Here is a 19,794-nt window from a genome sequence, read left to right on the forward strand (position 1 = left end):
TTGCGCATCGCCATCGGCGGCTTCCAGCACGAGAGCCATTCCTTCGCCCCGCTCCCCACCGGCTGGAAGGAGTTCCTGACGCCCGGTGGCTTCCCCGGCCTGCAGCGCCCGGCGAGGCTGGTCGAGACCCTGCGGCCGACCTCCGTCCCCTGCGCCGGCGCCATCGAGGTGCTGGAAGGGGCGGGCGTCGAGATCGTCCCGCTGACCTGGTGCTTCGCCAATCCCGCCGGGCCGGTGACGGCCGAGGCCTTCGAGCGCATCGCCGCGCTGATGCTCGGCGCGCTGTCGGATGCGCTGGAGGAAGGGCCGCTCGACGGCGTCTATCTCGAATTGCACGGCGCCATGGTCGCGGTGGGCTTCGACGATGCCGAGGGCGAGTTGCTGCGCCGCGTCCGCGCCGTGGTCGGGCCGGACCTGCCGCTCACCGTCAGCCTCGACCCGCATGCCAACATGACGCGGCGGATGGTGGACCTGGCGGATGCGCTGGTGCCCTATCGCACCTACCCGCATGTCGACATGAAGCCGGCCGGCGCGCAGGCGGCGCGGCTGCTGCTGGAGCGCATCCGGCGCGGCCGCCCCTGGGCCCGCGCCTTCGCCGAGATCGACTTCCTGATCCCGCTGACCATGCAGTGCACCCTGGTGCCGCCCATGTCGCTGGTGCTGGAGGAGCGGGCGCGCCTGGAAGCCGCGCATGGCTGCGCCGAGCTCGCCTTCTGCTTCGGCTTTCCCTATGCCGATTTCCCCGGCTGCGGCGTCGCCATCGCCGCCTATGCCGGGGACGCGGCGCAGGCCGAGGCCGCCGTCGCCGGGCTCAAGGCGTATCTCGACGCGCATGAGCCCGACTTCGCCGGCGGCGTGGCGGGCGCGGCCGAGGGCGTCGCCGAGGCGATCGCCGTCGCGCGCGGCGCCGCGCGTCCCGTGGTGATGGCGGATACCCAGGACAATCCCGGCGGCGGCGGCCATGGCGACACCACCGGGCTGCTTGCGGAGCTCATCCGGCAGGACGCGCAGGGCGCGGTGCTCGGCCTGATCAACGATGCCGAGAGCGCGGCGGCCTGCCATGCCGCGGGCCGCGGCGCGACGCTGCAGCTCAGCCTCGGTGGCAGGAGCGACGGCGCGCCGCTGCCCGTCACCGCGGTGGTGGAGGCGCTGACCGATGGCCGCTTCACCTGCACCGGGCCGATGGGCAAGGGCAACCCGGCGGATCTCGGCCCGACCGCGCTGATCCGCGTGTCGTCGGGCGTGCGGGTGATCGTGGTGACGCGCAAGATGCAGGCGCTGGACCAGGCGCTCTTCACCCATATCGGCGTGGAGCCGTCGGAGCAGCGGATCCTCGCGCTGAAGTCCAGCGTGCATTTCCGCGCGCATTTCCAGCCGATCGCGGAGCGGGTCATCGTCGTCGCGGCGCCAGGTCCCGTGGTGGCCGATCCCGCGGTGCTGCCCTTCACCCGGCTGCGCCCGGGCCTGCGGCTGCGGCCGGGGGCGAACCGGTAGGCGGCGGCTACCGCAACCTGGCCTCGGCGTCCTCGGCGCGCTGCACCAGGGCGGTACCCTCCGCGCCGTTGAGCATCGCATCCACCTGCTGCACCTCCGGGCGCTTCGTGGCGCACCAGGCCGCGCGTTCGCGCAGGCGCTGCCGGCCCTCGAAGGCGGGCGGCGCCATGTCGCGCAGGAAGGCGTCGCGCGCGACCGTGCCGCCGCGCTGCTGGTGCAGCAGGATCGCCGCCGCCTCGATCCGTGCCGCGCGGTCCTGCGCGGGCTGGGAGAGCGGCAGGGCACAGAGCTGCGCCGCGCGCACCAGCGCGCCGATCTCCGCCGCCTTCGTCGCCAGCCCCTCCAGGTCGAGGACGGGCGCGACCGGCGCCGGCGGCTCCGCCGCGCAGGCGACCAGCAATGTCAGCAGCGGCAGGAGGCAGCGCATGCCGAGTCGATACCGCGCCCGCGCCATGGCCGACAACGCGCGGCGGATGGCGTCGTCCGGCCGCGGCCGAGAGTGCGCGACCGGCCTCGCCCGGGCGGCGCGATCGGCCTGGCCAGGCACCGGGCTCGGCGAGCCGGCGCGCGCCGGACGGCCCGGAACATTCTCACGCGGCCCGCGCCGCAAGCGGATGCTCCGGGCTGCCATGTGGAGAGCGGATTCACGCCTCCCTGCGCATTCACCCTACCGCGATCCGCTCTGGCCACCGGCCAGCAGCGCGCGCACCTGCGCCGGTCGCGGCAGGGGCGCGACGGCACCGTAACCCGTGGTGGACAGCGCCGCGCAGGCATTGGCGTAGCGCGCAGCCTCCAGCGGCGCATCGCCGGCCAGGACGCGGGCGAGGAAGGCACCGGCGAAGGCATCACCCGCACCGGTTGCATCCACCGCCTGCACGCGGCAGGGCGGAATCACCTCCCGCCCCTCGGGTGTCGCCACCATCACGCCGTCCTTGCCCTGCTTCAGCAGCACCAGGGGGCAGCCGAGTCGCAGGTAGAACTCGGCGATCGCCTCGGGCGACTCGAGCCCCGTCAGCGCCCGCGCATCGTCGAGCGAGGGGAGGGCGATGTCCGCCTGCGCGATCGCCGCATGGATCACCGCCGCGGCCCGCGCCGCGGGCCAGAGGGAGAGGCGGAGATTGGTGTCGTAGGAGACCTTCACGCCGGCCGCCTTCGCCACCGCGATGGCCTGGAACACCGCGTCGCAGGCGCTGGTCGAGATCGCCTGGCTGATGCCGGAGACATGCAGGATGCGCGCGGCGCGGATCGCCGCCTCCGGCACGTCGCGCGGCGCGTAGCGGCTGGCGGCGCTGCCGGCGCGGTAGAAGGTGAAGGCGTGGCCCTGCTCGTCATGGGTGACGACATAGAGGCCGGTCGGCGCCCCGGCGGTGCGCACCACGGTCGCGGTGTCCACGCCCTCGGCCGCCCAGAGACGCATGAAGCTGTCGCCCGGCTTGTCCTCGCCGATGGCGGTGACGTAGCCGACACTGGCGCCCTGCCGTGCCGCGCAGATGGCGGCATTGCTGGTGTCGCCGCCATGGCCTTCGAGGTAGAGCACGCGCCCGTCCGGCCCCGGCCGCTGGGCGTTCAGTTCCAGCATGGGCTCGCCCATGCAGAGCAGGTCCGGCATCGCCGTCAGGCCTGCATCAGGCCGAGCGCGTCGCGCGCCGCCTTCTCGATCGCGGCGCGGTCGCCGGCCTTGATCCGGTGCTCGTCCACCAGCTTGCCGCCGATGCCGACGAAAGCGGCGCCGGCGGCCAGGTAGTCCGGCGCATTCGTCGCATCGACGCCGCCGGTCGGGCAGAAGACGGCCTCGGGGAAGACGGCCTTGACCGCCTTGATATGCGCCGGGCCGCCGGCGGAGCTTGCCGGGAAGATCTTCACCACATCGGCGCCGGCGGCGAGCGCGGCGCGGATCTCGGTGGGTGTCATCGCCCCCGGCATGGCGCAGGCGTCGGCGGCGCGGGCGATGCGGATCACCTCCGGGTCGGTCCAGGGCGTGACGAGGAATTTCGCTCCCGCCGCGAGGCAGGCCTCGGCGGCCCGGGCATCCGGCACGGTGCCGGCACCGATGAGCAGGCCGGGCTCGGCCGCGAGTTCGCGGATCAGCGGCACCGCATCCGGGATGGTGAGGGTGATCTCCAGGATGCCCATGCCGGCTTCCCGCAGCCAGGCGCAGGCGGTGGCGGCGAGGGCGGCGGTGGAGGTGCGGACCACGGGCACGACGCGCGCCCGGCGCAATTCTGGGATCAGGGGATGGGTCATGGCGGCCTCCCGGTGCCGGTCCGCGCCGGGGTGCAGCGCCAACGGGCCCCGTCCTGTTGCCTGCGGGGCCGGTTAACACCCCCGGGCGATCATGCCCGGCGGCGATCCGCTCCCTGGGCCGCCATCCTGCGACGAAGCCCGGCGCGGGGCCAGGGCCCGGCGCCGGCGGGCAATCAGGTCCGCGTGGCGGTGAGCCAGCCCTCGGCGGTGCGCTCCAGCTTCCGGGCATTCTCGCCGGCCTCGCGCAGCGCGCCGAGCGTGCCGCCGAGCTGCCCCTGGTAGGTCTTCACCGAGCCCTCGAGGCCCTGCATGGCGCCGGCGAGGTTGCGCAGCTCGCCCCGGAAATCCGCCACCGCCTTGGACTGCGCATCGAGCGCCGCGACCAGTTCGCGCAGCGCGAGCCGCAGGCGGTCCTGGTTCCGGGAGGGGAAGCGGAGCAGAGTGGCGGTGTCGTCCGGCATGGGCGCCTCGGTAGAAGAGTGTTTAACAGTGTGTAAACAATAAGACGCGTGCCACCTATTAACATACCTGTCAATCACGGCACCGCGCCAATCCCCGCGAAAAGAGACAAGGCGGCGCCGGCGCTCAGGATCCAGCGCAACCACAGGTAGTGTTCCGGCAGCAGCCCCTGCCGCGCGGCCAGCGTCTCGACCGCCGCCGTGCCGAGGATGCCGAGGGCGAGCAGCAGCAGCCCCGGCACGGGCGGCAGCAGCAGCGCCGCCCAGGCGATGAGCGAGGGCAGCACGCCGAGGCCGAGCCGGGGCGCCGTCGCCGCCGCCTCCTCCGCCGGGGCGCGCAGCGCAAGGCCCCAGTGAACGGCGCCGAGGAAGCTGAGGATCACCGCGCCATAGGCGGCGAGGGCCTGCAGCGCGACGCCGCGCCAGGGCCCGGGCGCGGTCCAGGCGAGCAGGGCGGCGGCGAGGAAGGGCAGCAGGCCGGCAAGGCCGAGCCAGAGGGCGGGGCGGGGCAGGGTCCGTGGCATGCCGCAGCAGATCGCGGCACAGGCGCGGCCTGCAAACCCGCCGCTCGCGCGGATTCGTCCCGGCGCCGGCCGCTACCGTTCCCCCCGCCCGCGGCGTAGAACCCCGGCGGAGACGGGGACGGGCATGGGTATCTGGGTCGAGATCGCGATCATCCTGCTGCTGGTGGTGCTGAACGGCGCCTTCGCGCTGAGCGAACTAGCCATCGTCTCGGCCCGGCGCGGCCGGCTGCTCGCCATGCAGCGGGCGGGCAGCCCGGGCGCCTCGGCCGCGCTGGCGCTGGCCGAGGACCCGCAGCGCTTCCTGCCCACCGTGCAGATCGGCATCAGCCTGGTCGGCATCCTCGCCGGCGTCTTCGGCGGCGCGCAGCTTGCCGGGCCGCTCGGCGAGGCGATCGCGCGCATCCCGGCGCTGGCGCCCTTCGCCAGCCAGGCGGGCTTCGTCCTCGTCGTCGTCGCCATCGCCTATGCCAACCTGATCCTCGGCGAGCTGGTGCCGAAGCAGCTCGCGCTGCGCGATCCGGAGCGCTTCGCGGTCGCGGTCGCGCGGCCCATGGCCTTCCTCTCCCGTGTCACCGGCCCGATCGTCTGGGTGCTCTCGCGCTCCTCCTCCGTCATCCTCCGCCTCTTCGGCGCGCACCGGCCGCAGGAACAGTCGGTGACGGAGGAGGAGGTGAAGGCCGTGGTCGCCGAGGGCGCGGAGGCCGGCGCGCTCGAGCACGAGGAGCGGCACATGATCGAGCGCGTGCTGCGCCTGGCCGACAAGCCGGTGCGGGCGCTGATGACGCCGCGCAACGACGTCGCCTGGATCGACCGCAATGCCCCGCCGCAGGACATCGCCGCGGCGCTGCGGGCGCATGGCGCGACGCGCTTCGTCGTGGCGGACCGGCGGGTGGACAACGTGGTGGGCGTGGTGGCGGCCAAGGACCTGCTCGACCAGGTGCTGGAGGGCGCGCCGCTCTCCATTGCCCGCGCCCAGCGCCAGGCGCTGGTGCTGCCGGACAGCCTGCCGGCGATCGACGCGCTGGAGCGCATGCGGCACGACCCGGTCGGGCTCGCGCTCGTGCTCGACGAATACGGCAGCTTCGAGGGGGTGGTGACGACCGCCGACCTGCTGGAGGCGATCGTCGGCGAGCTGGGCCCGGCGGAGGCGCCGGAGGAGCCGGGCGCCGCGGTCAAGCGCGCCGATGGCAGCCTTCTGCTGGACGGCATGATGCCGAGCGACGAGCTGCGCGCGCAGCTCGACCTGCCGGCGCTGCCCTACCAGGGCACCTACCACACGGTGGCGGGGCTGATGCTGGCGCTGCTGCGGCGGGTGCCGCGGGAGGGCGACCGGATCGTCTGGGCCGGGTGGCGCTTCGAGATCGTCGACATGGACGGGCGCCGGGTGGACAAGGTGCTGGCGAGCAAGGAGGAGGCGGCGGGCGCCGCCTGACGCCCGCTACTTTCCGCCGCTGCGGGCGATCGGTGCGACGAATTGCGCCTCGGTGTCCCAGGGAAACAGGATCCAGGTGTCCTGGCTGACCTCGGTGATGAAGGTGTCGACCAGCGGCCTGCCCTTCGGCTTGGCATAGACCGTGGCGAAATGCGCCTTCGGCAGCATCTCCCGCACCACCCGCGCGGTCGTGCCGGTATCGACCAGGTCGTCCACCAGCAGCCAGCCCTCGCCGTCGCCGGCCGCCGCCGGCGGCTTGGTCACCTGCGGCCGGCCCATCTCCTCCTCGTGATAGGTCACGACGGAGACGGTCTCGATCAGCCGCGCCTCGAGCTCCCGCGCCACGATCGCCGCCGGGATCAGCCCGCCGCGGGTGATGGCGACGATGCCCCGGTAGGGCCCCCGCTCCATCAGCCGCCAGGCCAGCGCCTTGCTGTCGCGGTGCAACTGGTCCCAGGAGACCGTGTAGTAGCGGTTCGCCATCTCAGAACATCCTGCCCCCGTCGGGGACCTTCAGGTCGGGCTTGAGGAGGACGACCGCGCCGTTCTCGTCCGGCACGCCGAGCACCAGCACCTCGCTGGTGAAGGGGCCGATCTGGCGCGGGGGGAAGTTCACCACCGCCAGCACCTGCCGGCCGATCAGCCGGTCGCAGGCGTAATGGGCGGTGATCTGGGCGGAGCTCGTCTTCACCCCGATGGGCGCGCCGAAATCGACCCAGAGCCTGATCGCGGGCTTGCGCGCCTCCGGAAAGGGCTTGGCATCGACGACCGTGCCGGCCCGGATGTCGACCTTCTCGAAATCGGCAAAGGAGATCGTGTCCGCCATGGAAGGCACATAGACCGGGCCGGGCGGGTCGGGGAAGGGCCGGGTTGCCCGGCGCCGCCGCGCATGCCAAGGGGGATGGACCAGGGAGGCTTGTGCCGGGACCGCACAGGACCCTCAGCAGGAACGGACCATTCATGAAGCGCGACTTCCACGCCCCCGGCCGCAGCGCCGTCTATGCCACCGCCGGGATGGCCGCGACCTCCATGCCGATCGCCACCGTCACGGCGTTGGAAGTCCTGCGGAAGGGCGGGAACGCGCTCGACGCCGCCATTGCCGCCGCCGCCGTGCTGGCGGTGGTCGAGCCGCAGAGCACCGGCATCGGCGGCGACTGCTTCTGCCTCTATGCCCCGGCCGGCACCGGCAAGGTCCACGCCATCAACGGCAGCGGCCGGGCGCCCGCCGCCGCGACGCCGGAGGCGCTGCGCAGCCGCGGCGTGGACAAGCTGGTCAATACCTCCCCGCATTCGGTCACCATCCCGGGCGCCATCTCGGCCTGGGAGCTGCTGAACCGCAGCCATGGCAAGTTGCCGCTCGGCGAGCTGCTGCAGCCCGCCATCCGCTGCGCCGAGGAAGGCTGGCCGGTGCATGCCCGCGTCGCGCAGGACTGGCACGACGCCGCGGGCAAGCTGCGGGGCAACGAGGCCGCGTCGCGCCGCTTCCTGCTGGACGGCATGGCGCCCGAGGTCGGCCACCGCTTCGTCCAGCCCGAGCTCGGCCGCACGCTGCGCGCCATCGCCGCCCAGGGCGCGCGCGCCTTCTACGAGGGCGAGATCGCCGCCGACATGGTGGCGACGCTGCGCGCGCTCGGCGGGCTGCACACGGAGGAGGACTTCCACCGCGGCATGACCGTCGCCGAGTTCGTCGAGCCCATCAGGATCGGCTGGCGCGGCATGGAAGTCTACCAGTGCCCGCCCAACGGCAGCGGCATGCATGTGCTGCAGCTCCTCGGCATCCTCGAGGGCTTCGAGATGCCGGAGCAGGGCCCGATCAGCGCCGAGCGCTACCACCGCCATATCGAGGCGGCGCGCCTGGTCTATCGCGACCGCGACGCCTTCCTCGCCGACCCGTCCCAGGTGGAGGTGCCGGTCGCGCGCCTGACCGACCCGGCCTATCTCGCGCGGCTGCGCGGCCTGATCCGCGACGACCGCGCCATGAAGGAGCTGCCACCGGCGGGCGAGAGCGACTGGGCGCGGCACAAGGACACGGTCTATCTCTGCGTGGTGGACCAGGACGGCAATGCCTGCTCCTTCATCAACTCGCTCTTCCAGAGCTTCGGCTCCGGCATCCTGGCCGAGAAGGCGGGCGTCATGCTGCAGAACCGCGGCTTCGGCTTCCGCCTGCAGGAAGGCCACCCGAACTGCATCGCGCCCAACAAGCGGCCGCTGCACACCATCATCCCCGGCATGGTGATGAAGGACGGTGAGGCGATCATGCCCTACGGCGTCATGGGCGGGCATTTCCAGCCCATGGGCCAGACGCTCTTCCTCGCCAACCACTTCGAGTTCGGCCTCGACGTGCAGGAGGCGCTGGACTGCCCGCGGCTCTTCCCCGCGCCGGGCGGCGGCGCGGTGGAGCTGGAGCGCGGCATCCCGAACCACATCGTCGACCGGCTCACGCGGCTCGGCCATGCCGTGACCTTGAACGAGAAGCCGCATGGCGGCGGTCAGGCCATCCTGATCGACCGCAAGCGTGGCCTGCTGGTCGGCGGCAGCGACCCGCGCAAGGACGGCTGCGCCCTCGGCTTCTGACGGCGTGCCGCTGCTGGCGCGGCGCGCGGACATCACGACGCTCGCGGTCGATGCCGTCGTTACCGCCGCCAATGCCGGACTGCGCGGCGGCGGCGGGGTGGATGGCGCCGTGCACCGCGCCGCCGGGCCGGAATTGCTGGCGGCCTGCCGCGCCATCGGCGGCTGCCGCACCGGCGATGCCGTGGTCACGCCCGGCTTCCGGCTGCAGGCGCGCTGGGTGATCCATGCGGTCGGGCCGGTCTGGCGCGGCGGCGGCGCGGGGGAGCCGGCGCTGCTCGCCAGCGCCTATCGCGCCGCGCTGGCGCGGCTGCGGGAGGTGGGCGGCCGCTCCATCGCCTTCCCCGCCATCTCCACTGGCGTCTACGGCTACCCGCCGGACCTCGCTGCGCCGCTCGCCATCGCCATCGTGCGGGAGGCGCTGGCGGCGCATGGCCCGCTCGACGTGATCTTCGTCTGCTTCGACGCGGCGACCCTCGCCCTCTACGACAAGGAACTCTCTGAGTGACGGAACCCTGCGACCTCGACGCCCTCGACGCGCGGCGGCTCATCGGCCGCAAGGCGCTTTCGCCGGTCGAATTGCTGGAGAGCTGCCTGGCGCGGATCGAGGCGGTGAACCCGGCGGTGAACGCCATGGTCGCGCTCGACACCGACCGCGCCCGCGCGGCGGCGCAGGCGGCCGAGGCGGCTGTCATGCGGGGCGAAGCGCTCGGTGCGCTGCACGGCCTGCCCGTCGGCATCAAGGACCTGGAGGAGACGGCGGGGCTCCGCACCACCTTCGGCAGCCCGCTCTACCGGGACCACGTGCCGCAGCAGGACTGGCTCTCGGTCGCCGCCATCCGCCGCGCCGGCGGCATCGTCCTCGGCAAGACCAACACGCCGGAATTCGGCGCCGGCGCCAATACCCGCAATGCCGTCTATGGCGCGACGGGCAATCCCTTCGACCCGCGGCTTTCCGCCGCCGGGTCCTCGGGCGGTTCGGCGGTCGCGCTCGCCTGCGGCATGGCGCCGCTCTGCAGCGGCTCCGACATGGGCGGCAGCCTGCGCAACCCCGCGGCCTTCGCCGGTGTCGTCGGCTTCCGCCCCAGCCCCGGCCTGGTGCCGCTGCCGACCCGGCCGCTCGGCTGGTCGGGGCTCGGCGTGCTCGGGCCGATGGCCCGAAATGTGGCCGATGCGGCGCTGATGCTCTCGGCCATGGCCTCGGACGATGCCGCCGACCCGCTGGCCTACACGCTGCACGGCGCTGCGGTGCGCGGCGTGCCGGCGCTCTATGATCCGCTGCCGCGCGTCGACCTCGCCCGCCTGCGGCTCGCGGTGTCGGAGGATTTCGGCCAGGCGCCGGTCGAGCGGGTGGTGCGCGAGGCCTTCCGCCGCGCCGCCGCCGCCGCGGCGCCGCTCTTTGCCGCGAGCGAGGCGGCGCATCCCGACTGCAGCGGCGGCGACGAGGCCTTCCAGGTGCTGCGCGCGGCCAATTTCCTCGCGGCGCATCGGGAGCGCGTGCGGGCGCGGCCGGAGATGGTCGGGCCCAATGTCCGCGGCAATGTCGAGGAGGGGCTGCGCTACACGCTCGAGGACTATGCCCGCGCCGGCACGGCGCAGACGCAGCTCTACCGCCGCTTCCTCGCCTTCTTCGAGCGGCACGACGTGCTGATCACCCCGGCCATCACGGTCAGCCCGCGCCCCTGGCGGGAACTCTATCCCCGGGAGATCGACGGCCAGCCGACCCGCAGCTACGTCCACTGGCTGGCGCTGGCCTATTACGTGACGCTGGCCGGCCACCCCGCGGTCTGCCTGCCGGTCGGGCGCGACGCGCATGGCCTGCCCTTCGGCCTGCAGATCGTCGGGCCGCGCGGCGGCGATGCCTTCGTCCTCGGCGTCGCCGCGGCGCTGGAGGAGGCCTTCGCCGGCGATCCCGGCCTGGCGCGGCCGGTGCCGGACCTCGCCGCGCTGCGTGCCGCGCCGCCGATCAGCGGGATGGAGGGCTTCCTCGGCTTCGACTGAGCCGCGGCCGGGATCGGCCTGCCGGGCGCCGGCCTACCAGTTGCGGTAGCCGCCGGCGCCGTAGCCATAGGCCGGCCGGCCATAGGCGGGCCGGTAGCCACTGCCATAGCCGCCATAGCTGCCGTGGTAGTGCGGCTTCGGGTGGTCGGAGGCCGCGCCGGCGACCAGCGCCGCGGCCGCGCCGACGCCGGCGCCGAGCAGCAGCGTATTGCCCCAGTTCATCGAGCCATCCGGGTTCTGGCAGCCGCCCAGCAGCAGGGCGGCGGAGAGGCCGGCGGCGGCGAGGATGCGGGTAGTCATGGGCGGTAGCCTCCTGTGATGTCACCTTGCCCCGCCGGCAGGGCGCCGGTCCGGCGGCTTCGTGGCGGCGGCGCGGCGGGCAGGGCGGAACCGGGGCGCCGCGCGCCTCCGGGCTTCAACTCCGCTGGAGACCGGCAGCCGCCGGCCGCGCCTTCACCCGTCGATAGGAAAGCGCCGGACATCCTCGCGCCACCCGCGGGCCGGCAGCCGCGGGCCGCGCGGAGGTCCCGGCCATGGCGAGGGCGCGCCAGGTCCCGAAGACGGACGAGGAGGCGATCGACGGGCTGCTCAGCGGGCTCGCCTGGCAGGGCGACCTGAGCTTCGGCTTTCCCGGCTCGGCCGCGGAATACGGGCCGGACTATGTCACCGGCGAGCCTGCGACCGGCTTCGCCAGCGCCTCCCCGGCGCTGCGGCAGGCGGTGCGCGCCGCCCTGCTCGGCGCGCCGGCAGCGGGCGGCGGCGGCAATGCCGTGCTGCGCGGCATGGGGGTGGCGGATGTCACCCTGCTGCATGTGACGGAGGGCGGCGCCGCCAGCGACATGCGCATCGCCCGTTCGGGCCTGCCGCCCACGGCGCAGGCCTATTTCCCCGGCGCGGAGGCCGGTGGCGATGTCTGGTTCGGCACGCGCTATGCCGGGACATCGAACGACTACGGCAACCCGGTGCCAGGCAACTACGCCTACCAGTCCATCCTGCACGAACTCGGTCATGCGCTCGGCCTGAAGCACGGGCAGGAGGCCGGCGGGCCCGGCGACACCGCCTTGCCGGCGACGCTCGACTCGCTCGAATTCTCCGTCATGACCTACCGCTCCTATGCCGGCGCCCCGGTCACCGGCAGCTACACCTACGAGGCCTGGGGCGCGCCGCAGGGCTGGATGATGCTGGATATCCAGGCGCTGCAGGCGATGTACGGTGCCAATTTCGGCACGCGGTCCGGCAACACGACCTATCGCTGGGATCCCGGCACGGGGGAGATGTCGGTCGACGGAATCGGCCAGGGCCGGCCCGGCGGCAACCGCATCTTCCTCACGCTCTGGGACGGCGGCGGCGTCGATACCTACGATCTCTCGAACTACGCCACCGGCGTCGGCGTGGATCTCGCGCCCGGCGGCTGGTCGGTGCTGTCGGAGGCGCAGCGCGCCTCGCTCGGCGCCGGCCATCTTGCCCGCGGCAATGTCTTCAATGCCCTGCAGTACCAGGGCGACCCGCGCTCATTGATCGAGAACGCCATCGGCGGCGCCGGCAACGACACGCTGAAGGGCAATGCCGCGGGCAATTGGCTGCGGGGCGGCCCGGGGGCGGACAGCCTCTGGGGCGGCGCCGGCAACGACACGCTCGACAGCGGCACCGGCGCCGACAGCATGGCCGGCGGGCCGGGCAACGACACCGTCATGGTCAACCATGCCGGCGACGTCGTGACGGAGGCGGCCGGGGAGGGGTTCGACACGGTCATCGCCTCCATCGACTGGACCCTCGGCCCGAACCTGGAGGCGCTGACGCTCGCCAGCGGCACGGTGAACCTCGCGGGCAACGGCAATGCGCTCGACAACCGGCTGACGGGCAATGCCGGGGCCAACCGGCTCGCCGGCGGCGGCGGCGCGGATTCGATCCAGGGCGGGGCGGGGGACGATACCCTGATCGGCGGGGCGGGGGCGGACAGCCTCGCGGGCGGTGCCGGGCGCGACGCCTTCCGCTTCCTCTCGCCCGCGGAGGGGCCGGACCTCATCCTGGACTTCTCGGCCGCGGAGGACCTGCTGGAGTTCTCCGCCGCCGGTTTCGGAGCGGGGCTTCGGGCCGGCATGGACCTCGCGGCGGCGGGGCGGCTGGCGATCAACCCGGCCGGGACCGCCATCGGCGGGGCCGCCCAACTCGTCTTCGGGACGGAGAGCCGGATCCTCTGGTGGGATGCGAACGGTGCCGCCACCGGGGGTGCGGTGAAGCTCGCCACCCTCGCCGGCGCCACCGGCCTCGCCGCCGCCGACTTCCACCTCATCGCCTGACGCGGCCCGCCCGAATGGCCCGGCCCCGCGCTTGCCCGCCGTCCCGCCGCATGCCATAGGACCGCCGCCGGCGCCGGGACCCTCCCGCCGCCGGCAAATCCGCACGCGGCGCACCCTTCCCGCATGGTTGGGTCCGGTCCGGGGAGATATCCCGGAGAGCGCCGCGGAGGCCCAACCGGACTGTCATGGAAGGATCTCGCCCGATGGCGATGCCACAGGTTTCCCTGCGCGCCCTGCTCGAGGCCGGCGTGCATTTCGGCCACCACACGCGGCGCTGGAACCCGCGCATGGCGCCCTACATCTTCGGCGTGCGCAACCAGGTCCATATCCTGGACCTGCAGCAGACCGTCCCGATGATGGATCGCGCGCTGCGCGCTGTGCGCGACGTCGTCGCCGCCGGCGGCCGCGTCCTCTTCGTCGGCACCAAGAAGGCGGCAGCCGAATACGTGGCCGAGGCCGCGACCCGCTGCGGCCAGTACTACGTCAACCACCGCTGGCTCGGCGGCATGCTGACCAACTGGAAGACGATCACCGGCTCCATCAAGCGCCTGAAGCAGATGGAGGAGCAGCTCTCCGGCAACGTCCAGGGCCTGACCAAGAAGGAGGTCCTGATGCTGACGCGCGAGAAGGAGAAGCTCGACCGCGCGCTCGGCGGCATCAAGGAGATGGGCGGCCTGCCCGACATCATCTTCATCATCGACGTGGTGAAGGAGAAGCTGGCGATCGAGGAGGCCAACAAGCTCGGCATCCCGGTTGTCGCGGTGGTCGATTCGAATGCCGATCCGCAGGGCGTCGCCTTCCCGATCCCGGGCAACGATGACGCCATCCGCGCGATCAACCTCTACTGCGACATGGTCGCCGGTGCGGTCTTCGACGGCATCTCGGCCGAGCTGCAGGCCAGCGGCGTCGATATCGGCGCGGCCGAGGACCTGCCGGTGGAGCCCGACCTGACCGAGGGCGAGCCGGTGCTGGCCGAGGCGCAGTCGAGCCCGACCGCCGGCATCGACACCGAGAGCCTGGAGACCATGGTCCAGGCCAACGAGGACGACGGCAACCAGGCCGCCAAGGTCTGAGCCACCCCCGGGCCCCGAGGGGCCCGGTCGGATCGAGAGACGTGATACAGGTCCCCGGCGGCCCGCAGGCGCGGCGCCGGGGTCCGCCCATTTGGCGAACCGCAGGACACGGGAGTAACCCCCATGGCCCAGATCACCGCCGCCCTCGTCGCCCAGCTGCGCGAGAAGACCGGCGCCGGCATGATGGATTGCAAGAAGGCGCTGGTCGAGTCCGACGGCGACATGGAGGCCGCGGTCGACTGGCTGCGCAAGAAGGGCCTCTCGGCCGCGGCCAAGAAGTCCGGCCGCGTCGCCGCCGAGGGCCTGGTCGGCGTCGCCACCGCGCCGCAGGTCGGCGCCATGGTCGAGGTCAATGCCGAGACCGACTTCGTCGCCCGCAACGAGCAGTTCCAGAACTTCGTGGCCGAGGTCGCGGGGCTCGTCCTCTCCGTCGGCGACGACGTGGAGAAGCTGAAGGCCGCGCCCTTCCCGGGCACGCGCCACTCGGTCGCCGAGGAGCTGACCCGCCTGATCGCCGCCGTCGGCGAGAACATGACCATCCGCCGCGCGAAGCGGCTGGAGGTCAATGCCGGCACGGTCGCGACCTACATGCACAACTCGGTCAAGCCGGGCCTCGGCAAGATCGGCGTGCTGGCCGCGCTCGAGGGCAGCTCGGAGCTCTCCGCGCTCGAGACCCTCGGCCGGCAGATCGGCATGCATGTCGCGGCCGCCCGGCCGGATGCGCTCGACGTCACCTCGGTCGACCCTTCGGCGCTCGAGCGCGAGCGGGCGGTGCTGACCGAGCAGGCGCAGGCCTCCGGCAAGCCGCCCGCGGTCATTGAGAAGATGGTCGAGGGCCGGATCCGCAAGTACTACGAGGAAGTGGTGCTGCTGGAGCAGGTCTGGGTGCATGACGGCGAGAGCCGGGTGAAGGAAGTGGTGAAGAAGGCCGGCGGCAACCTGGTCGGCTTCGCCCGCTTCCAGCTCGGCGAGGGCATCGACAAGCAGGTCGGCGACTTCGCCGCCGAGGTCGCCGCCGCGGCCGGCACCGCGCCCTGACAGGTCGGGCGGCCCGGGTCTCCGGGTCGCCCGGACCGCTCCCGGGGGCGGCCGGCCCGCGGCGCGGCGGGACGCCCTCTCGCCCCCTTGTTGATTCCCGCGCTTGTCCGGGGATAGGGGGGTGCCTATCTTCACCCGCCTGCCGTGACGGTCCCACAATGAGCCATCCGCCCAACTACAAGCGTGTCATGCTCAAGGTGTCCGGCGAGGCACTGATGGGCGAGCGCGACTACGGCCTCGACACCGGCACGGTCCGCCGCATCGCCGAGGACGTGAAGGGCGTGGTCGATCTCGGCGTCGAGGTCTGCCTCGTCATCGGCGGGGGCAACATCTTCCGCGGCATCGCCGGCGCCGCCGCCGGCATGGATCGCGCCCAGGCCGACTACATGGGCATGCTGGCCACCGTGATGAACGCGCTCGGCATGCAGTCGGCGCTCGAGAAGCTCGGTGTCCCGACCCGGGTGCAGAGCGCGATCGCCATGCAGTCGGTCTGCGAGCCCTATATCCGCCGCCGCGCCATCCGGCACATGGAGAAGGGCCGGGTGGTCATCTTCGCCGCCGGCACGGGCAACCCCTTCTTCACCACCGACACCGCCGCCGCGCTCCGCGCCGCCGAGATGCAGTGCGACGCGCTGTTCAAGGGCACGCAGGTGGACGGCGTCTATTCCGCCGATCCGCGCAAGAACCCGCAGGCCGAGCGCTACGTGACGCTGACCTATCTCGACATGCTCGCGCGCGACCTCGCGGTGATGGATGCCGCGGCGATCTCGCTGTGCCGCGAGAACAGGCTGCCGATCATCGTCTTCAACATCCACGAGCAGGGTGCCTTCACCGCCGTCATGCGCGGCGAGGGGAAGTTCACCACCGTCGTGGAACACTAGAGCGGATCGCCGCCGGGCCGGACGCCCGGGGGCCGGGGGCATCCGCCGGCGCGGGTGCGGGATGAACCAGGTGCCGGGACCGGAGCGCGCCACCACCGTGGTGCGGCGAGGTGTCGGAAGGTCCGGCGGGGGGCCGGGGCCATCGTGGCCCGTCGCTTCCCCCGGGCCGCGCCGATAACGGAGCGGGGGACCAGGGGCCATGCCGGCCGACCTCAAGACGTTGAAGCAGGACCTCACGCGCCGCATGGACGGCGCGATCGAGCTGCTGAAGAAGGAGTTCTCCGGCCTGCGCACCGGCCGGGCCAGCCCAGCGCTGCTCGAGCCTGTCCGTGTCGAGGCCTATGGCAACAACCAGCCGCTGAACCAGGTCGCCAATGTCTCGGTCGCCGGGCCGGGCCTGCTCTCCGTCCAGGTCTGGGACAAGTCGGTGGTCAAGGCGGTCGAGGTCGCCATCCGCGACTCCGGCCTCGGCCTCAACCCGCAGACCGAGGGCCAGGTCATCCGCGTGCCGTTGCCGCCGCTGACCCAGGAACGCCGCAACGAGCTGGTCAAGACCGCCCACAAGTATGCCGAGGCCGCCAAGGTCGCCGTCCGCGGCGTCCGGCGCGACGGCATGGAGCAGGTCAAGGCGCAGGAGAAGGACAAGAAGGCGCCGATCAGCCAGGACGACGCCAAGCACTGGTCGGACGAGGTGCAGAAGCTGACCGACCAGTACATCAAGGTCGTCGACTCGACCCTGGCCGAGAAGGAAAAGGACATCAAGCAGGTCTGAGCCCGGTGTCCGGTGCCCCCCAGTTGAGCCTCGCGCCGCTCGACGCCGCCGCGGCTCCCGTGACGCGCCGGCCCGGCCAGTCCGGCGTGCCGGCGCATGTCGCCATCATCATGGACGGCAACCGCCGCTGGGCGCAGGCGCGCGGCCTGCCCGTGCCGCTCGGCCACAAGGCCGGGGCGGAGGCGGTGCGCCGCACCATCGAGGCCTGCATCCGCGAGGGGATCGGCTGGCTGACGCTCTACGCCTTCTCCTCGGAGAACTGGCTGCGGCCGGCCGAGGAGGTGCGGGCGCTGACCGGCCTGCTGCGCCTCTATCTCCGGGCGGAGGTGGCGACCCTGGCGAAGGAGGGCATCCGGCTCCGCGTCATCGGCGATCGCTCCCGCTTCGGCGAGGAGACGGTGCGCGAGATCGCCCGGGCCGAGGCGCAGACCGCCCATGGCACCAAGCTGAACCTGACCGTCGCGCTCTCCTATGGTGGCCGGGCGGAGATCGTCAGCGCGGCGCGGGCGATCGCCGAGGCGGCGCGGGACGGCAGGCTGGACCCGGCCGGGCTGGACGAGGCGGGCTTCGGCCGCTGGCTCTTCACCGATGGCATGCCGGACCCGGACCTGATCATCCGCACCTCGGGCGAGCAGCGGCTGTCGAATTTCCTGCTCTGGCAGGCGGCCTATGCGGAGTTCGTCTTCCAGGAGGTGCTCTGGCCCGACTACGGCGCCGAGGCCCTGGCCGATGCCATCCGTGAATTCGGCCGTCGGGAGCGGCGCTACGGTGCCCGCACCGGCTGAGCCCTCCGCCGATCTGCCCGCGATCCCGTCCCGCTGGCCGGATCTGCGAAAGCGGGCGCTGTCGGCGGCGCTGCTGCTTCCGGCCGCCGTCCTCTGCATCTGGCTCGGCGCCGAGGCGTGGGCGGCGCTGATGGCCGCCGCCGTCGCGCTGCTGGCCTGGGAATGGGTGCGGCTCTGCGGCTTCTCCACCCGCCGGCTGCCCGGGCTGGCCGTGCCGGTCGTGGCGCTCGCCGCCGGCACCCTGGCGGTGGAGGCCGCCTGGGTCCCGGCGCTGCTGCTCCTCCTCGCCGGCTTCCTCGGCCTCCTGGTGCTCGGCCGGCCGGCCGCGGCGCGGCGGGCGCAGCCCGGCTTCTGGCTGGCCTTCGGGCTGCTCTATATCGGCCTCGCCGGCGTCGCGCTGATCCATCTCCGCGGCGATGGCGCGGTGGGCCGGGCCAATGTCCTCTTCCTCTTCCTGGTGGTCTGGGCCAGCGACATCGGCGCCTATATCGCCGGCCGCAGCCTCGGCGGCCCGAAGCTCGCCCCTTCCATCTCGCCCAACAAGACCTGGTCCGGCGCGGCGGGCGGCCTCGCCGCCGCCCTGCTGGTCGGGCTGCTGGCGGCGGCGGCGCTGGCGCCGGGCAGGCCGGCGACCGGCCGGGTGCTGCTGGTCGCGGCGCTGCTCGGCCTGCTCGCCCAGGCCGGCGACCTCTTCGAGAGCTGGCTGAAGCGCCGCTTCCAGGTGAAGGACAGCTCGGCCCTGATCCCGGGCCATGGCGGGCTGCTCGACCGGCTGGACGGCGTGCTGGCCGCCGCGCCCGCCGCGGCGCTGCTCGGGGTGCTGCTCGGCGCCGGGGCGGTGCTGTGGCATTGACGAGACGGCGAGGCGGGCGTCCCGCGGAATTCCCGTCCCGGGCGGCCGCGTTCTGTCCTAGGATCGGCTGTCAGGCGGGCCTGACAGTTGGGACCGTCAACATTCCAAACGGCGCCCTCCGGGGCGGGGCACGGATCCGCCGCCGCCCCGGCCCGGCGCCCGACCAGCAGCGGACGACCACCCCATGAAGCGCCTCACCATCCTCGGCAGCACCGGTTCCATCGGCCGCAGCACCCTGGCCCTGGTGGAGGCGGCGCCGCCCGGGGCCTATGCGGTCGAGGCATTGGTCGCGGGGCGCGACGTCGCCGCGCTCGCCGCCCAGGCGCGGAAGTTCGGCGCCCGCCTCGCCGTGGTGGCCGACCCGAGCGCCCATGCCGCCCTGAAGGAGGCGCTGGCCGGCTCCGGCATCGCCGCCGCGGCGGGACCCGAGGCGGTGGTCGAGGCCGCCGCCCGCCCGGCCGACTGGACCATGGCCGCCATCGTCGGCAGCGCCGGCCTGCGCTCGGCGCTCGCCGTCCTCGCCCGCGGCGGCACCCTGGCACTGGCCAACAAGGAGACGCTGGTCTGCGCCGGGGAGATCGTGCTGGCCGAGGCGGCGCGCAGCGGCGCCCGGCTGCTGCCGGTCGATTCCGAGCACAATGCCATCTTCCAGGCGCTCGATACCCGCGACCCCGCGCTGATCGAGAAGATCGTGCTGACCGCCTCCGGCGGGCCCTTCCGTACCGCGGAGGCGGCGGTGATGCGGGCGGCGACGCCGGAGATGGCGGTCCGCCACCCCATCTGGTCCATGGGGGCCAAGATCTCGGTCGATTCCGCGACCATGATGAACAAGGGGCTGGAGGTGATCGAGGCGGCGCGGCTCTTCCCCGTGCCGCATGGCCGGATCGACGTCCTGGTGCATCCGCAGTCCGCGGTGCACGGCATGGTGCAATATGCCGACGGCTCGATCCTCGCCCAGTTGGGTACGCCGGACATGCGGACGGCGATCTCGCATTGCCTCGCCTGGCCCGAGCGGATGCAGGTCACCCTGCCGCGGCTCGACCTCGCCACCCTCGGCCGGCTGGAATTCTTCGCCCCCGATCCGGTCCGCTTCCCGGCGCTGCGCCTGGCGCGGGAAGCGTTGCAGGCCGGGGCCGGCGCCCCCACTATCCTGAATGCCGCGAACGAGGCCGCGGTCGCCCTCTTCCTCGACCGCCGGCTCGGCTTCCTCGACATCGCCGCGGTGGTCGAGGAGACGCTCGCCCGGCTCGGCGCGCCGGAGGTCTCGGGCCTCGAGGCGGTGCTGGCGCTGGATGCGGCGGCCCGGTCCGAGGCCGGCCGGATCGCCGCCGGCCGGGCTGCCGCCTGATACGCTGAACCCGCGCCGGC

21 protein-coding genes are annotated in these 19,794 nt (G+C 73.2%); 13 read left to right on the forward strand and 8 right to left on the reverse strand.

Annotated elements, in window-relative coordinates:
* Positions 1–1,494: a M81 family metallopeptidase gene (locus Q7A36_RS06195; RefSeq protein ID WP_305102785.1), complete on the forward strand. Its 1,494-nt coding sequence runs from the start codon at positions 1–3 to the stop codon at positions 1,492–1,494.
* A gap of 7 nt (positions 1,495–1,501) precedes the next feature.
* On the opposite strand, the gene Q7A36_RS06200 is transcribed toward Q7A36_RS06195, so the two are convergent.
* The 5 genes from Q7A36_RS06200 to Q7A36_RS06220 form a co-directional block, all read right to left on the reverse strand.
* Positions 1,502–1,921: a hypothetical protein gene (locus tag Q7A36_RS06200; protein ID WP_305102786.1), complete on the reverse strand. Its 420-nt coding sequence runs from the start codon at positions 1,919–1,921 to the stop codon at positions 1,502–1,504.
* Between the two features lie 240 nt (positions 1,922–2,161).
* Positions 2,162–3,103 (reverse strand): sugar kinase, encoded by a 942-nt coding sequence (locus Q7A36_RS06205; RefSeq protein ID WP_305102787.1) that lies wholly within the window; start codon positions 3,101–3,103, stop codon positions 2,162–2,164.
* A gap of 5 nt (positions 3,104–3,108) precedes the next feature.
* On the reverse strand, positions 3,109–3,738 hold the full coding sequence (locus Q7A36_RS06210; RefSeq protein ID WP_305102788.1) for a bifunctional 4-hydroxy-2-oxoglutarate aldolase/2-dehydro-3-deoxy-phosphogluconate aldolase: 630 nt from the start codon (positions 3,736–3,738) through the stop codon (positions 3,109–3,111).
* A 173-nt stretch (positions 3,739–3,911) separates the two neighbouring features.
* Positions 3,912–4,199 (reverse strand): hypothetical protein, encoded by a 288-nt coding sequence (locus Q7A36_RS06215; RefSeq protein WP_305102789.1) that lies wholly within the window; start codon positions 4,197–4,199, stop codon positions 3,912–3,914.
* Between the two features lie 74 nt (positions 4,200–4,273).
* Complete coding sequence (locus Q7A36_RS06220) at positions 4,274–4,720, reverse strand: DUF3429 domain-containing protein (RefSeq protein ID WP_305102790.1); 447 nt, start codon at positions 4,718–4,720, stop codon at positions 4,274–4,276.
* A 124-nt stretch (positions 4,721–4,844) separates the two neighbouring features.
* Here Q7A36_RS06220 and Q7A36_RS06225 point away from each other — a divergent pair, with 124 nt between their 5' ends.
* Positions 4,845–6,152, forward strand: coding sequence for a hemolysin family protein (locus Q7A36_RS06225; RefSeq protein WP_305102791.1), 1,308 nt, complete (start codon positions 4,845–4,847; stop codon positions 6,150–6,152).
* A gap of 6 nt (positions 6,153–6,158) precedes the next feature.
* Here the strand turns inward: Q7A36_RS06225 and gpt are convergent, their stop codons facing one another.
* Positions 6,159–6,635, reverse strand: a complete 477-nt coding sequence (gene gpt, locus Q7A36_RS06230; RefSeq protein WP_305102792.1) for a xanthine phosphoribosyltransferase — start codon at positions 6,633–6,635, stop codon at positions 6,159–6,161.
* A 1-nt stretch (position 6,636) separates the two neighbouring features.
* Complete coding sequence (locus Q7A36_RS06235) at positions 6,637–6,978, reverse strand: tRNA-binding protein (RefSeq protein WP_305102793.1); 342 nt, start codon at positions 6,976–6,978, stop codon at positions 6,637–6,639.
* Positions 6,979–7,112: 134 nt separating this feature from the next.
* Here Q7A36_RS06235 and ggt point away from each other — a divergent pair, with 134 nt between their 5' ends.
* The 3 genes from ggt to Q7A36_RS06250 are packed head-to-tail and all read left to right on the forward strand — an operon-like array spanning position 7,113 to position 10,724.
* Positions 7,113–8,726 (forward strand): gamma-glutamyltransferase, encoded by a 1,614-nt coding sequence (ggt, locus tag Q7A36_RS06240; RefSeq protein WP_305102794.1) that lies wholly within the window; start codon positions 7,113–7,115, stop codon positions 8,724–8,726.
* 4 nt (positions 8,727–8,730) lie between these two features.
* Positions 8,731–9,231, forward strand: a complete 501-nt coding sequence (locus tag Q7A36_RS06245; protein ID WP_305102795.1) for an O-acetyl-ADP-ribose deacetylase — start codon at positions 8,731–8,733, stop codon at positions 9,229–9,231.
* On the forward strand, positions 9,228–10,724 hold the full coding sequence (locus Q7A36_RS06250) for an amidase (protein ID WP_305102796.1): 1,497 nt from the start codon (positions 9,228–9,230) through the stop codon (positions 10,722–10,724). Before Q7A36_RS06245 ends, Q7A36_RS06250 begins: the two co-directional genes overlap by 4 nt.
* 33 nt (positions 10,725–10,757) lie before the next feature.
* On the opposite strand, the gene Q7A36_RS06255 is transcribed toward Q7A36_RS06250, so the two are convergent.
* Positions 10,758–11,024: a hypothetical protein gene (locus tag Q7A36_RS06255; RefSeq protein ID WP_305102797.1), complete on the reverse strand. Its 267-nt coding sequence runs from the start codon at positions 11,022–11,024 to the stop codon at positions 10,758–10,760.
* A 233-nt stretch (positions 11,025–11,257) separates the two neighbouring features.
* On the opposite strand from Q7A36_RS06255, the gene Q7A36_RS06260 reads away from it, so the two are divergent.
* The 8 genes from Q7A36_RS06260 (at position 11,258) to dxr (ending at position 19,774) form a co-directional block, all read left to right on the forward strand.
* Positions 11,258–13,024 carry a M10 family metallopeptidase gene (locus Q7A36_RS06260; RefSeq protein WP_305102798.1) on the forward strand — a complete coding sequence of 589 codons (1,767 nt, stop codon included), beginning with the start codon at positions 11,258–11,260 and terminating at the stop codon, positions 13,022–13,024.
* Between the two features lie 203 nt (positions 13,025–13,227).
* Positions 13,228–14,097 (forward strand): 30S ribosomal protein S2, encoded by an 870-nt coding sequence (rpsB, locus tag Q7A36_RS06265; RefSeq protein WP_305102799.1) that lies wholly within the window; start codon positions 13,228–13,230, stop codon positions 14,095–14,097.
* A gap of 123 nt (positions 14,098–14,220) precedes the next feature.
* The gene (tsf, locus tag Q7A36_RS06270) at positions 14,221–15,135 is read left to right on the forward strand and encodes a translation elongation factor Ts (RefSeq protein WP_305102800.1); all 915 of its coding nucleotides are present in this window, start codon (positions 14,221–14,223) and stop codon (positions 15,133–15,135) included.
* Positions 15,136–15,293: 158 nt separating this feature from the next.
* Complete coding sequence (pyrH, locus tag Q7A36_RS06275; protein ID WP_305102801.1) at positions 15,294–16,016, forward strand: UMP kinase; 723 nt, start codon at positions 15,294–15,296, stop codon at positions 16,014–16,016.
* A 199-nt stretch (positions 16,017–16,215) separates the two neighbouring features.
* Positions 16,216–16,788: a ribosome recycling factor gene (frr, locus tag Q7A36_RS06280; RefSeq protein ID WP_305102802.1), complete on the forward strand. Its 573-nt coding sequence runs from the start codon at positions 16,216–16,218 to the stop codon at positions 16,786–16,788.
* Between the two features lie 110 nt (positions 16,789–16,898).
* Positions 16,899–17,573: a polyprenyl diphosphate synthase gene (gene uppS / locus Q7A36_RS06285; protein ID WP_305102854.1), complete on the forward strand. Its 675-nt coding sequence runs from the start codon at positions 16,899–16,901 to the stop codon at positions 17,571–17,573.
* Positions 17,557–18,426, forward strand: a complete 870-nt coding sequence (locus Q7A36_RS06290) for a phosphatidate cytidylyltransferase (protein WP_305102803.1) — start codon at positions 17,557–17,559, stop codon at positions 18,424–18,426. The genes uppS and Q7A36_RS06290 overlap by 17 nt, the downstream gene beginning before the upstream one ends.
* 184 nt (positions 18,427–18,610) lie before the next feature.
* Complete coding sequence (dxr, locus tag Q7A36_RS06295; RefSeq protein ID WP_305102804.1) at positions 18,611–19,774, forward strand: 1-deoxy-D-xylulose-5-phosphate reductoisomerase; 1,164 nt, start codon at positions 18,611–18,613, stop codon at positions 19,772–19,774.
* The last annotated feature ends 20 nt before the right edge of the window (positions 19,775–19,794 follow it).

It is taken from the genome of Paracraurococcus lichenis (genome assembly GCF_030657435.1).
Taxonomy (GTDB): Bacteria; Pseudomonadota; Alphaproteobacteria; order Acetobacterales; family Acetobacteraceae; genus Paracraurococcus; species Paracraurococcus lichenis.

Coding starts and splice junctions, on each gene's coding strand:
- Q7A36_RS06200 (WP_305102786.1), bottom strand. CDS start 1,921: ATGCGCTGCCTCCTGCCGCTGCTGACATTGCTGGTCGCCTGCGCGGCG.
- Q7A36_RS06205 (WP_305102787.1), bottom strand. CDS start 3,103: ATGCCGGACCTGCTCTGCATGGGCGAGCCCATGCTGGAACTGAACGCC.
- Q7A36_RS06210 (WP_305102788.1), bottom strand. CDS start 3,738: ATGACCCATCCCCTGATCCCAGAATTGCGCCGGGCGCGCGTCGTGCCC.
- Q7A36_RS06215 (WP_305102789.1), bottom strand. CDS start 4,199: ATGCCGGACGACACCGCCACTCTGCTCCGCTTCCCCTCCCGGAACCAG.
- Q7A36_RS06220 (WP_305102790.1), bottom strand. CDS start 4,720: ATGCCACGGACCCTGCCCCGCCCCGCCCTCTGGCTCGGCCTTGCCGGC.
- Q7A36_RS06225 (WP_305102791.1), top strand. CDS start 4,845: ATGGGTATCTGGGTCGAGATCGCGATCATCCTGCTGCTGGTGGTGCTG.
- gpt (WP_305102792.1), bottom strand. CDS start 6,635: ATGGCGAACCGCTACTACACGGTCTCCTGGGACCAGTTGCACCGCGAC.
- Q7A36_RS06235 (WP_305102793.1), bottom strand. CDS start 6,978: ATGGCGGACACGATCTCCTTTGCCGATTTCGAGAAGGTCGACATCCGG.
- ggt (WP_305102794.1), top strand. CDS start 7,113: ATGAAGCGCGACTTCCACGCCCCCGGCCGCAGCGCCGTCTATGCCACC.
- Q7A36_RS06255 (WP_305102797.1), bottom strand. CDS start 11,024: ATGACTACCCGCATCCTCGCCGCCGCCGGCCTCTCCGCCGCCCTGCTG.
- Q7A36_RS06260 (WP_305102798.1), top strand. CDS start 11,258: ATGGCGAGGGCGCGCCAGGTCCCGAAGACGGACGAGGAGGCGATCGAC.
- rpsB (WP_305102799.1), top strand. CDS start 13,228: ATGGCGATGCCACAGGTTTCCCTGCGCGCCCTGCTCGAGGCCGGCGTG.
- tsf (WP_305102800.1), top strand. CDS start 14,221: ATGGCCCAGATCACCGCCGCCCTCGTCGCCCAGCTGCGCGAGAAGACC.
- pyrH (WP_305102801.1), top strand. CDS start 15,294: ATGAGCCATCCGCCCAACTACAAGCGTGTCATGCTCAAGGTGTCCGGC.
- frr (WP_305102802.1), top strand. CDS start 16,216: ATGCCGGCCGACCTCAAGACGTTGAAGCAGGACCTCACGCGCCGCATG.
- uppS (WP_305102854.1), top strand. CDS start 16,899: ATGGACGGCAACCGCCGCTGGGCGCAGGCGCGCGGCCTGCCCGTGCCG.
- dxr (WP_305102804.1), top strand. CDS start 18,611: ATGAAGCGCCTCACCATCCTCGGCAGCACCGGTTCCATCGGCCGCAGC.